The 12715-nt window shown below is 49.7% G+C and carries 14 protein-coding genes; 2 read left to right on the top strand and 12 right to left on the bottom strand.

What is annotated here, in order from left to right:
* The 6 genes from LAT77_RS05630 to LAT77_RS05605 all read right to left on the bottom strand — a co-directional run.
* A partial coding sequence (locus LAT77_RS05630; protein WP_290563580.1) for a hypothetical protein occupies positions 1 to 206 on the bottom strand: 206 nt, incomplete at its 3' end.
* Positions 207 to 326: 120 nt separating this feature from the next.
* A complete protein-coding gene (locus tag LAT77_RS05625; RefSeq protein WP_290563579.1) occupies positions 327 to 491 on the bottom strand; it encodes a DUF3545 family protein in 165 nt (54 codons plus the stop codon).
* A 165-nt stretch (positions 492 to 656) separates the two neighbouring features.
* The gene (gene ung, locus LAT77_RS05620; protein ID WP_290563578.1) at positions 657 to 1370 is read right to left on the bottom strand and encodes a uracil-DNA glycosylase; all 714 of its coding nucleotides are present in this window, start codon (positions 1368 to 1370) and stop codon (positions 657 to 659) included.
* Positions 1371 to 1432: 62 nt separating this feature from the next.
* Entirely contained in the window at positions 1433 to 3235 is a 1803-nt protein-coding gene (locus tag LAT77_RS05615; protein ID WP_290563577.1) for a DUF1302 domain-containing protein, read from the bottom strand.
* A 190-nt stretch (positions 3236 to 3425) separates the two neighbouring features.
* Complete coding sequence (locus tag LAT77_RS05610) at positions 3426 to 4358, bottom strand: FAD-binding protein (RefSeq protein WP_290563576.1); 933 nt, start codon at positions 4356 to 4358, stop codon at positions 3426 to 3428.
* A complete protein-coding gene (locus tag LAT77_RS05605) occupies positions 4355 to 5104 on the bottom strand; it encodes an electron transfer flavoprotein subunit beta/FixA family protein (RefSeq protein WP_290563575.1) in 750 nt (249 codons plus the stop codon). The genes LAT77_RS05610 and LAT77_RS05605 overlap by 4 nt, the downstream gene beginning before the upstream one ends.
* 170 nt (positions 5105 to 5274) lie before the next feature.
* Here LAT77_RS05605 and LAT77_RS05600 point away from each other — a divergent pair, with 170 nt between their 5' ends.
* On the top strand, positions 5275 to 5697 hold the full coding sequence (locus LAT77_RS05600) for a SufE family protein (RefSeq protein WP_290563574.1): 423 nt from the start codon (positions 5275 to 5277) through the stop codon (positions 5695 to 5697).
* Here LAT77_RS05600 and tcdA read toward each other — a convergent pair.
* From tcdA to rppH, 6 genes are read right to left on the bottom strand one after another with little or no spacing between them, the layout of a single operon-like run.
* On the bottom strand, positions 5692 to 6486 hold the full coding sequence (gene tcdA, locus LAT77_RS05595; RefSeq protein ID WP_290563573.1) for a tRNA cyclic N6-threonylcarbamoyladenosine(37) synthase TcdA: 795 nt from the start codon (positions 6484 to 6486) through the stop codon (positions 5692 to 5694). The two genes, LAT77_RS05600 and tcdA, sit on opposite strands and share 6 nt — an antisense overlap.
* 11 nt (positions 6487 to 6497) lie before the next feature.
* Positions 6498 to 7331: a thymidylate synthase gene (locus LAT77_RS05590; RefSeq protein ID WP_290563572.1), complete on the bottom strand. Its 834-nt coding sequence runs from the start codon at positions 7329 to 7331 to the stop codon at positions 6498 to 6500.
* Between the two features lie 10 nt (positions 7332 to 7341).
* On the bottom strand, positions 7342 to 8193 hold the full coding sequence (gene lgt, locus LAT77_RS05585) for a prolipoprotein diacylglyceryl transferase (RefSeq protein WP_290563571.1): 852 nt from the start codon (positions 8191 to 8193) through the stop codon (positions 7342 to 7344).
* Between the two features lie 39 nt (positions 8194 to 8232).
* Positions 8233 to 9027: a sulfite exporter TauE/SafE family protein gene (locus tag LAT77_RS05580; RefSeq protein ID WP_290563570.1), complete on the bottom strand. Its 795-nt coding sequence runs from the start codon at positions 9025 to 9027 to the stop codon at positions 8233 to 8235.
* A 2-nt stretch (positions 9028 to 9029) separates the two neighbouring features.
* Positions 9030 to 11303: a phosphoenolpyruvate--protein phosphotransferase gene (gene ptsP / locus LAT77_RS05575; RefSeq protein ID WP_290563569.1), complete on the bottom strand. Its 2274-nt coding sequence runs from the start codon at positions 11301 to 11303 to the stop codon at positions 9030 to 9032.
* Positions 11304 to 11305: 2 nt separating this feature from the next.
* A complete protein-coding gene (gene rppH / locus LAT77_RS05570; protein WP_290563568.1) occupies positions 11306 to 11821 on the bottom strand; it encodes an RNA pyrophosphohydrolase in 516 nt (171 codons plus the stop codon).
* Between the two features lie 172 nt (positions 11822 to 11993).
* Here rppH and mutH point away from each other — a divergent pair, with 172 nt between their 5' ends.
* The gene (gene mutH / locus LAT77_RS05565) at positions 11994 to 12710 is read left to right on the top strand and encodes a DNA mismatch repair endonuclease MutH (protein WP_290563567.1); all 717 of its coding nucleotides are present in this window, start codon (positions 11994 to 11996) and stop codon (positions 12708 to 12710) included.
* The last annotated feature ends 5 nt before the right edge of the window (positions 12711 to 12715 follow it).

Below are 12715 nucleotides of genomic sequence, written 5' to 3'. Positions count from 1 at the left end.
CGGACTTTCGCCAGCTCGCGCAAGCGGCGCTGGAATAAGTAAAGCCAGAGTGTATGCCGCAGGGATGCGGCATCCAAGCCCCCATGGATGGGTTTACGGCGTCTCTGGCGTACTTGTTTCAATGCCGCGGAAGCGAACTTTCGCCAGCTCGCGCAAGCGGCGCTGGAATAAGTAAAGCCAGAGTGTATGCCACAGGGATGCGGCATCCAAGCCCCCATGGATGGGTTTACGGCGTCTCTGGCGTACTTGTTTCAATGCCGCGGAAGCGGGCTTTCGCCAGCTCGCGCAAGCGGGATCAAAAAAGGCCTCATTTGAGGCCTTTTTTCTTAGAATTCGAGGTCGTCGGATTCTAAGTCGTAGCAGTAATCGAGATCCATCAACTCTTTTTCCAAACGCTGCCGCTCTTTGAGAGCTTCAATCTCGCGCCACTTGCGCTTTGCCCGGCCCTTACTCGATTTCTCGTTATTACCAAGTTCTTCAGTATGGTTCATGGGAATCCCCCTTGCGTGGTTTGCGTTGTGATATCACTGCGATTCGGTCAACAGTATCTGTGAGAATTGTGACCACTACATGAAACGCTTGTTGTTTTTTTTGTTATTCTTACAACCGCTGCAATGTTGTATCACAAGACGAATTTTTAGCCAAGCGGAATGTTATCAAAATGTGAACATATCTGACTGTTTGCTCACGTTTTGTTCAGTTGGCAACCATTCAATCGCCGATTGACCGCGCTCAACGAGCCATTCATTTGCCAAACGAAAGTGCCCACAGTCAAAAAAGCCTTTATGTGCCGAAAGCGGTGACGGATGCACCGCAGTCAATAATAAGCTTTCGGACTCATAGCGGGTTCCTGCCAAAGCTTTCATTGCTGCAGCTTGGGCGTGCGCACCCCACAGCAAATACACTGCGGCTTTATGTTCAGCCAAGTAACGCAGCGCCCGCTCGGTAAACTCATGCCAGCCCCACTTCGCGTGCGCACCCGCTTTGCCATGCTCAACCGTCAGCGATGTGTTAAGCAGCAATGCACCTTGCTGCGCCCACTTGGATAAGTCACCCGATTCAGGGATAGCCAAATCAATGTAATCACGCGCAATCGCTTTATAAATGTTACGCAAGGATGGTGGCACTTTAACCCCGGCCGTCACCGAGAAAGCCAACCCGTTTGCCTGTCCAGGCTGGTGGTATGGATCTTGACCGACAATCACCACTTTCACGGCGTCGAGAGCGGTTAGCTCAAACGCACGGAAGATCTGATGCTGTGGTGGATAAATAACACAGCCTTGTTGCTTGGCCGCTGTCAGCTTCGCCATTAATGACTGGAAGTATGCCTGCTCCTGCTGTTGCGCAAGAAACTCATTCCAACTCGCCATAACCTAAAATTTCCTTACAAAAAAGCCGCCCGGAGGCGGCTTTCAGCTAAACGTTCAAGTGCTTAGAATGACATTGAGAAGCTTGCAGAGATATGATCACGGTCTTGCATTGGATCATAATCGGCACCGCTGTAGTTGTTGTAACCTAGCACAACGCGGTACTTACTCATGTAGCTACCTTCAACCAACACACCTAGGTTCAAACGGCCTTCGATGAAGTTTGCGTTCGGTGAATAACCTTTAACGTCGTGGTTAACAACCAATGTCGGTGTTAAGTTCCAACCGCGAATCGCGTTGTTAAAGTCAAACGCTGCACGTAAACGATAACCATATGAAGTCGTCGTTACGAAACCATCACAGTTGATGTTGCCCGCAGGTGCTGGATTACCCAAACGCTGCTGGTCACGAACCGTTAAACATTTGCCATAAACAGGGCTACGACCAAAACGCTGCGTATCTAAACCTGGCAGGTTGTCGATGTGGTTCGCTGCGACTTCGGCGATAACTGTCATCCGGTCTGAAATCCAGAACTGCTCGAAGAAGTTAATGAAGGTCATCTGTGCTTGATACACTTTCAACTCTTCATAACCCGCCGCGTAGTTACCCACAGGAACACCGTTCGGGCGTGCTGCACGAATGCGCTGCTCGAAAGAACTTGGAACATTTGGCTGCAAACCTGCGGTCAAGATTTCTGTGGTGTTAATTTGAACTGCTTGATTAGGACGGTAGCTCACTTCACCAGCCCACGACCAATTACCGAGCATGGTACTGAAGCTTGCACCCCAGATCTGGTTGTCTTCTGGCCACTCAGCGAAGTACATTGGACCGTTCGTCGAAACGATGTTGTTGCTTGGTGCTGGCGTGTTCCAGTCATACGCAGAAATAATCGGCGCATGGTTGTGTACGTTAATGTAGTAAAGGCCAAACTCAGTATCGAGGTCGAGTGAGTAATGGCGCAAGCCAATACCCCATTGTCCGCTATTGCTTGCTTTGACGTCGGCTGCACGCGCAACGTATAAACCCGCTTCGACTGATTCACGGTCGCTCAAGAAACGACCTGGCGCAACTTCTGGGTTCAAGGTTACTTTGTTACAACCTGGACCACCTAGGATATCAACCGTTGAGAAGAAGGTACCACAACCATCGAGCTTGGTGTTGTCCCATTCAAAGCCAACGAAAGCGTCGAGTGTCGTGTTGTCACGAATACCAATTGAAGTGCTAACCATACCGACCGGTAAGAGCGCTTCTTTGATTTCCGCGCCTGGACGGCGAGCTGCGTTAACGTCGAGCGGGTTAATTGAGTTAACACCGTTGAAGATAAACGTACTCTCACCCCAGCTTAAGACCTGACGGCCGATCCGTAAGTCAACTGGACGGTTACCAATGTCGAATTGCGTATAGTAGAACGCATCGAGTAGGTTGGCACCTTTACCTTTCGAGTAATCATCAAACGCGTCTGAATCTAAACGGGCATTCGGGAAATAGTTCGTCCCGTTATGGCCGTGCGCGAACGCTTCGTTTTCAAGCACGTCGTCATACCAGTAATTAAAGCGGACAAAGAGACCACCCATGTTTTGGGTACTGATATCAAGGTCATGAACGCCCTTAAATACAAGCGAGGTTAAATCACCACGGTCAAAGTTGAGGTTACCGTCATCGGCAACACCCGACTGACCTTGACCACCTTCATAGTTACCCGGATGCAACACTCGTACATCACGCGAACCAGTCCGCCAGATTGCTCCAAGCGAGAAGGTTGAGTCAAAAGAAATAGCAAATGGACCAACTTCGAAATCCTTTGCTTGCGCTGGCACGGCCGCGATTGCTAAGCCTACAGCTGCTGCAAGTGGAAGTTTTTTAAACATAGTTGTTTTTCTTTTCATTGTTGTTGCCACCTATCCTGCGTACCCCAAGCCGGGTGTCCCTGGCTAATGACTTTCAAAAATCATGTATGATTACTCACATTTACGCAAGTATTTAGAGTCAAATAGCCGACTTTTTTTAATCTTTTATTAACAAGCAGGTTAGCAGAGGACCAACCTGCTTGTCACGCAGTTAAGATAATGCTTTTTCTAATTCCGGTAGCGCCTCAAATAAATCGGCAACTAAACCGTAATCTGCGACCGAGAAAATCGGCGCTTCTTCGTCTTTATTAATCGCCACAATCACTTTCGAGTCTTTCATACCCGCTAAATGTTGGATGGCTCCACTGATGCCAACCGCGATATAAAGCTCAGGTGCGACAATTTTACCCGTTTGACCGACCTGCATATCATTCGGCACGAAACCTGCGTCGACCGCTGCGCGTGAAGCACCAATGGCGGCACCGAGTTTATCGGCGACTTTTTCCAATAAGGCAAAGTTTTCGCCATTTTGCATGCCACGACCACCGGAAATAACAACACGAGCTGCCGATAAATCTGGGCGCTCTGATGCCGCGACTTGCTCACCAACGAATGTAACTTTGTCTGATGCAAATACATCATCGATCGACTCAACCGTTGCTGAGCCGCCTTCGGCAGCCACTGCATCAAATGCAGTCGAACGCACGGTGATGACTTTAATTGCTTCGTCACACTTAACCGTAGCAATCGCGTTACCCGCATAAATTGGACGCTTGAATGTATCCGCTGACTCCACCGCAATAATGTCTGAGACTTGAGCAACGTCAAGTAGCACAGCAACACGTGGCATAAAGTTCTTACCCGTCGTGGTTGCGGAAGCGACGATATGGCTATAAGACTTGCCTAAACTCACCACTAAAGCACTCAAGTTTTCTGCTAATTGATGTCCATAAGCCGCGTTATCGGCAAGTAAAACCTTGCTCACGCCAGCAGCTTTGGCAACTTCATTAGCAACATCAGCACAGTTTTCACCAGCGACTAAGACATGAATATCATCACCCATCGCCTGCGCGGCGGTTAGTGTTTTCAATGTGGCAGGGTTGAGGGCTTTATTATCGTGATCTGCGACAACTAAAATGCTCATAGTACTTTTGCCTCGTTTTTCAATTTCTCAACTAACTCTGCAACGTCGGCAACTTTAATGCCGGCGCTACGCTCTGCCGGTGACTCAACTTTCAATACCGAAATTTTGCTGCCGGTTTCTACCCCTAAATCTGCTGGTGTTTTCACATCCAGTGGCTTGCGTTTCGCCTTCATGATGTTCGGTAGCGATGCATAACGCGGGGTATTTAAACGTAAATCTGTGGTCACAATCGCAGGTAAGCTCAACGCTAACGTTTGCAGGCCGCCATCGACTTCACGGGTAACCTCAACCTTGTCACCGTCGACTTTTACTTCTGAAGCAAATGTGCCCTGTGGCATATCACTCAGTGCCGCCAGCATTTGACCAGTTTGATTATTGTCGGAGTCAATCGACTGTTTGCCTAGAATCACCAGCTGAGGTGCCTCTTCGGCAACCAACTTATTGAGAATTTTTGCAACGGCAAGCGAGTCAGGCATTTCATCGGTTTCAACATGAATACCGCGATCAGCACCTAAAGCCAACGCTGTACGAATTTGTTCTTGGCAGCTTTTCGGACCAATCGACACCACGACAACTTCTTCTGCAGTACCTTGCTCTTTCAAGCGTACGGCTTCTTCCACCGCAATTTCGCAGAATGGGTTCAGTGCCATTTTAACGTTACTTAAATCTACGTCTGACTGATCGGCTTTGACGCGAACTTTGACGTTGTAGTCAATGACGCGCTTGACCGCGACCAAAATTTTCATAACCTCTTCCTTCTTCTCAAACCTACGTCGAATTGACATAAGCGTGCATTATGTAAAAGGCGCCTGCATGACACAAGTGTTGCAGCTATAATGTGCGCAAATTGTTCCGGCACTGACTGTCAACTCTGGCTGGCAGTGTGTTTAAAGCGCAAACCACTTAGGAAAACATTATGGCATGGCCAACTGCAGACGATATTCAAACAAGTTTTCAGCAATCCCAAGGTTGGGAAAGTCGCTATCGCCTCTTGTTACACTGGGCAAAAGGACTCACAGCTGATGAGCTTGCGCCGCGTCACGATGACCTTCTGGTCGAAGGTTGTGAAGCTGCGGTTTGGCTCGATTATAGCGAAAATCCGAGAACAAAACTGAACTTCCGAATCGATAGTACTTCGCGCTTAATCCGTGGCCTAATTGTGGTGATGTTAGCGCCTGTACAGAATACCACTGCAGCGCATATTGCCCAGTTCGATTTCCCTGCATGGCTTGAACAGTGCGGACTGAGTCAGCAACTCAGTCCATCGCGCAGTAACGGTTTGTTTCAAATCAGCAAAACGGTACAGACCATCGCTCAAAAGCACAGCTCGACGTCATGAACTCGGCGTTTGTGCTGGCAGTACGCGACTGAGCAACTTCGCTGCCGCAAATAAACCAAAGCTGGCGGTGACCATCATCGACGCACCAAAACCCGTCGCACAATCCATGTTGACACCACGATCACCCGGCTTTGCATACGACACGGTGCCGTCACCTCGCGGGTAACGCAACTGCTCGGTTGAATACACACAATCAATACCGAACTTACGCTTCGGATTACGACTGAAGCCATAGTCCCGTCGCAGTTGATTACGCACTTTCGCCATCAGCGGATCTTGAGTGACCTTCGCCACATCGGTAACCGCAATTTGGCTCGGATCCATTTGACCACCCGCGCCACCGGTTGTTACCACTGGGATTTTCTGCCGTTTACACCATGCCAAAAGTGCAACCTTGGCTTGTAAACTATCGATTGCGTCGAGTACGCCATCGGGTTTGTCTTGCAAATAGGCCGCGATATTCTCGCGATTGATAAAGTCATCGACAATGTGAATATCGATTTCCGGATTAATGCCACGCAAGCGCTCCGCAAGCACTTCAGTTTTCAGCTGACCGACCGTACTCGTCAATGCATGGGACTGGCGATTGACATTGCTCAAGCACACTTCGTCCATGTCGATTAACGTGAGTTTACCGACCCCACTGCGAGCCAATGCTTCGGCAGCCCATGAGCCGACGCCACCCAAACCAATCACAACGAGATGGAGATTCTGTAACGCGGTGGCACCATCGCTGCCATAAAGACGCTCAATGCCAGCAAAACGTTTTTGCCAATCAGTACTACTCATGCATGACCTTATTAAATCGCCACCGGAGCTTTAATATGTGGATGCGCTTGATAATTCTCAAGCTCAAAGTCGTCAATACGAAATGCAAAGATGTCCTTCACGTCAGGGTTCAAGCGCATGGTCGGCAATGGATGCGGTTCACGACTTAACTGCAATTGCGCCTGTTCCATATGGTTGGAGTACAAATGCGCATCGCCAAAGGTATGAATAAACTCACCAAGCTCTAAATCACAGACTTGCGCGACCATCATGGTAAATAGCGCATAGCTAGCGATATTGAACGGAACACCAAGGAAAATATCCGCACTACGTTGATAGAGCTGGCAGGACAGCTTGCCGTCGGCAACGTAAAACTGAAACAGCGTATGGCACGGTGGCAATGCTTGTCGGCCCTGCTCTGCATTGGCTTTTGGTGCCAATTTCGGATTCGGCAATAACGCTGGATTCCATGCACTAACCAGCAAACGACGCGAGTCTGGGTTTTGCTTAATTTCGTCAATGAGCTCTTTAATTTGGTCGACATGGCCGCCTTCAGGTGTTGGCCAATTCCGCCACATGGCACCGTATACTGGCCCAAGATCACCAGAATCCGTTGCCCACTCGTCCCAGATACTGACACCATTGTCGCGTAAATATTGGATATTGGTGTCACCTTGCAGGAACCAGAGGAGTTCATGAATGATCGAGCGTAAGTGACATTTCTTGGTCGTCACCAACGGAAAACCGGCGGCTAAGTCAAAGCGCATCTGATAACCAAATACGCTGCGTGTTCCTGTGCCCGTGCGATCTTCTTTGACCGTGCCATTTTCCAGCACATGGCGCATCAAGTCCAAATATTGTCGCATGCTTGCGCTCCTATCGAGATTTCTTTTGCGGTTTGTTTTTATTGGCTGTTTTTGTTGTTGCAGGCAAGCCACCAAACTTTCCTTGGTACGCTAGCCACATAATGGCCGCACCAGCGATCACCATGGGTAGCGACAGCCATTGCCCCATGCTGAATAGTCCGAGTATACCAAGATGAGCGTCCGGTTCGCGGAAATATTCAATCACAAAACGAGCGACACCGTAACCGAGTAAGAACAAGCCGCCTATCGCACCGACCGGCCGCGGTTTGCGACTAAACCAATACAACAGCAGGAACAGTAACAGACCTTCAGCAAACGCTTGGTACAGCTGTGACGGGTGACGCGGTAGGTCACCTGCCGCTTGTGCCGGAAAGACCATGCCCCACGGTACATCGGTAACCCGCCCCCACAACTCTCCATTGATAAAGTTACCAATTCGTCCCGCGCCCAGTCCAACCGGGACTAAGGGCGCGACAAAATCGCCCACGCTCATCAGCGAACGGTTGGTCCGCCGAGCAAAAATTAACAACGCAACTAGCACACCAATGAGGCCGCCATGAAAGGACATGCCGCCTTCAGAGAAACGAAAAATATAGAGTGGATCGCCGAGAAACCGTTCAAAATTATAAAAGAAAATATAGCCGAGCCGTCCACCGATAATCAGCGCCAAGAAACCCCAAAATAGGAGATCTTGCCAAGCCTCACGACTCCAATTCGGATCACGATCGGCTTGTTTATTGCCCCACCAATAGGCGAAGCCGGCACCGACCAAATACATCAGGCCGTACCAATGTAAGCTCACTGGCCCCAAGGAAAACGCGATAGGGTCCCAAGCGGGAAATTGTAAATGCTGCTGTGACATGGAAATTCCTTTCAACAACTTCAGGTTTCGTCGATCTGCTTACGTCAGCAATAGATGCACCGAAACCGACACTAAAAGCACTGCAAATGCGCGCTGCAAGTAGCGAACCGGCAAGCGATGGGCAATCGCTGCACCGACTCGAGCAAAAATGACCGACGTCGCGGCGATGGCCAGCCACGCTGGCAAATAAACATAACCGACTAGGCCTGGAATATCCGCATGGCTTACCGTGGGTGCTAAAAACATATAACTAAAAGTACCTACCGCGGCTAATACGACGCTGCAAACCGCTGCAATCGCTACCGCATTGCGCATGGCGACCTGATAAAAGTGCAACAACGGCACCAGCAAAGCGCCGCCTCCGATACCCACTAAGGCGGCAATGGCACCGATGCCAACGCCTGTTGCGCGAACAACGGTTGGATTGTGGTTCCGGTCTTGTGCCTGTGGCCGCTTTTTCCAAAGCATCTGTAGCGCCAGCAGTAACAAAACAAATGCAAAAATCCGCTGCAACAACTCTGGCGAAATACGCGCCCCTAGAGCCCCACCAAGAAAGCCACCAATGACCATCGCCGGTGCGATGAGTCTTACCCATGACCACTCGACATAGCCGCGTTTAGCGTGCGCTCGAGCACCCGACAATGTGGTGAGCATAATCGTTGCTAGGCTTGTTCCAATCGCGGTCGGAACGACGATTGCGGTGGGCATACCCATGATCGGCAATAAGTAAATCAGCAGTGGCACCATAAGTATGCCACCGCCGATGCCCAACATGCCGGATAACAAACCGCCAGCAATACCCCCAAGCAAACAGACTAGCAAGCTGAAGAGCATAATTATTTGCCCGCCCGGACAAAACCACCTAAACCTAATGCCTCTAATTTAATTCGAACTAACCGACGAACCTGATCGGGATGTGTTGCGCTCATGACCTGAGTCAACAAGACCTGCAACATTTTGCTATCGAGGTGACGCAAAATCCAACGGACTTTATCTAAGTTGTGCGTGCTCATCGACAAAGAACGGTACCCCATCGCAACTAACAACAGTGCACCGCCCGGATCGCCGGCCATTTCGCCACAGACACTCACCGGTTTGCGCAATTCATTGCAGCGATTGACCACATGTTGCAGTGCGTGAAGTAACCCAGGGTTAAAGGAGTCGTAGAGATTCGCAACCCGCGGGTTATTCCGATCAACCGCCAATAAATACTGCGTTAAGTCATTCGTTCCGACCGAAAAGAAGTCGACTTTAGGAGCAATCGCATCGAGTTGATACAGCAATGCCGGCACTTCAATCATGACACCGACCAACGGCCGCTTAAAATCGAGTGCAGGATTATTCGGTAATAGCTCGTTGCGAACTTCAAAATAAGCTTGGTTAATTAAGCGAATTGACTCTTCGACTTCATCCACGGTGCTAATCATCGGCAACAAGATTTGCAAATTATGTAAGCCGACATTCGCGCGCAACATCGCCCGAATTTGGACTAAGAAAATTTCTGGGTGATCCAGCGTCATGCGGATCCCACGCCAGCCCAAGAATGGGTTCTCCTCCTGAATCGGAAAATACGGCAATGGCTTGTCGCCGCCCACATCCAGTGTGCGCATGATGACTGGTTTATCGCGGCAGCCTTTGAGAATTTGTTTATAAAGTTGGTATTGCTCTTTCTCGGTCGGAAAACGCTCCCGCATCATAAACGGGATTTCTGTGCGGTAGAGTCCAATGCCTTCAAATGGCCCAATGTTGTCATAGTGATGATCGACATTCAGCCCAGCATTAATTTGCAAGGAAATCGGCAGGCCATCTTCAGTTTGTGCTGGATAATCGCGATTCGCACTGACGAGGTCGGTTAATTCGCGCTCTTCATCGCGGAGGATTTCGTACTCTTGAATCAGTTGTGCCGGTGGGTTGACGAAAATGTCACCACTATAGCCGTCGACGATTAAGTGTTGGTCGGACAAATAGGCTAATGGGACGTCACTAACGCCAAATACGGCAGGAATACCCATGCTTCTCGCCATGATCGCGGCATGCGAGTTCGCTGAGCCATTTAGCGAAACCAATCCTTGCAGCTTGTCACGAGGTACACCGGCGAGCATACTCGCGGTGACTTCTTCTGCAATTAAAATACACATGTCGGGGAAGACATGGCTCTGCTCCGACTTATCCTGCAAAAATGACAAAATCCGTTGACCCAAGTCACGAATATCGACGGCACGTTCACGCAAATAAGAGTCATCGAGTTCTTCAAATTGAGCAACAAATCCATCAACCGCCATTTTTACGGCAGTTTGGGCCATCCAGCCCTCTTTAATTTTTGCTTCGACCGCATCTCCCAGACTGGCAGCGTCCAACATGCTCTGGTATACGTCAAAAATCGCTAACGTATCTTCGGCGACGTATTCCGCAACTTGTTCGGCGAGCTCACGTAATTGCATACGTGTTTGCATGACTGCTTTACGAAATTTATGAATTTCACGCCATGGATAATCGGTTTTACGCGGAACCACAGCACTCAACGTGGCAGCCGGTCGGCCAATAAATGCCTGACCAATGGCCACCCCTGGAGCAGCTGCCAGAGCTCTCAGATTACGGAGCCAAGGTGAATAGTGACCACTTACCAACCCGCGCGCTTCAGCGTGCGCGATCACCGTCGCTAACTGTGCGGCAAGCGTGACAACGAATGCTTCTTCTTCAGCAGAAAATGCCCGCGCCTTTTGTTGTTGCGCAGCTAGCACACCGAGGACTTTACGCTGGTGAATGATTGGCGCAACCAACATCGCTTTAAAGGCTTCTTCACCGACCGATTCGACAAATTTGTAATTGGGGTGCTCGGTAGCATTAGCAATATTGAGCGGTTCTTCGCGTTGCGCAGCTAAGCTGATTAAACCTTCGCCAAAGTTTAAGGCAACGCGCTCATGTTCCTGTAAAACCAAGCCTTCGGTCGCCATGAGGACGAATTGTTCGGCATCGTGATCGGCCAAATAGACCGAACATACATCACTCCCTAATGCAGCTCGAGCCCGTTCCACAATGGTGCGCAGCGCCGAATCTAAATCCGGCGCTTGGTTGACGGCCTCTACAATTCGCTGCAATAAAGTAAGCATGTTTATCGTTTTCGTTTCTGTCGTTTCGGACGGGATTTGTTCTTGAACGGCATCGCAACATGGGCAAACTCTTTCATCACGCGACGATAAACATCACGTTTAAAAGCAACCACTTGTCGCACGGGATACCAGTAACTGACCCAGCGCCAGCCATCAAACTCCGGATGACCGGACTGCAACACGTCCACATCGGCCTCATCGCAGGTAAGCTTCAATAGAAACCACTTTTGCTTTTGGCCGATACACAAGGGTCGTGAACCTTTGCGCACCAAACGTTTGGGAAGTCGATAACGGTACCAAGTGCGACTCGTATAGATGAGCTCTACTTGATGCGGCTTGAGTCCAACTTCTTCGTAAAGCTCGCGAAACATCGCCTGTTCCGGGGTCTCGCCATCATCAATTCCGCCTTGTGGGAATTGCCAGCTTTGTTGACCAAAACGTCGTGCCCAAAATACTTGCCCATGCTCGTTACAAATCACTATGCCGACATTCGACCGATATCCTTCGGCATCAATCACGCGAGCATCCTCTCATATCTTTCATTCATTTGATTTGACCACAAAGCGACGTCCGCGGCAAATATCTTCTTGCTGTTCATACCATGCGAAGCCGTCCGTAAATTGCTTCCGAGTCTTGCTTGCGCCCCTTCTTCGCCCTACCATAAACAAACTTAGTCAAAATGAGGCGTTTGTGTTGTCAGTCACTCCACTTCATCGAGCAACCACGCCGCCAGCTTCTATTACGGAGTTGCTGGCTCGAGCAGACCAATTAACCGGTAAATCATTTGCCGAGCTCGCAGCCGCCGCTGGTGTGGCGGTTCCGACCTCTTTGCGTCATGCAAAAGGCTGGACTGGGCAGTTAATTGAGCAATTTCTCGGTGCCACGGCGGGTTCGAAACAACAGCAAGACTTTCCTGAGATCGGTGTGGAATTAAAGACCATTCCAGTTTCCCCCGATGCAAAACCATTGGAAACCACATACGTGTGCATCACGCCGCTACTTGGTTTGCATCAAGTTCAATGGGAACAAAGTAACGTCTGTAATAAATTGAAACTGGTGCTGTGGATTCCCATTGACGGACGTCGTGGAATTCCAATCGCAGAGCGCACAGTGGGTGTACCCATTCTCTGGCAACCGAGTCCGCAACAAGAGCAGCAATTACGCCAAGATTGGGAAGAAATCACCGAGCAGATCATCCTCGGCCACGTCGAATCACTCACTGCCCGATTTGGTACAGCACTGCAATTAAGACCGAAAGCAGCGGATGGTTCGAAATTAACTGCAGCAATTGGACCGAACGGCGAGCGCATTCAAACAAGACCAAGAGGTTACTATTTACGCAAGGAATTCACGCAAGCAGTGCTTTTGCAAGGTCTAGCTCAGCGCTTGCAAGAACGGCAAGGTTGAATGCA

It is taken from the genome of Aliidiomarina sp., assembly GCF_022565475.1.
GTDB lineage: Bacteria > Pseudomonadota > Gammaproteobacteria > Enterobacterales > Alteromonadaceae > Aliidiomarina.
This window is presented reverse-complemented; position numbering and strand designations above follow the sequence as displayed.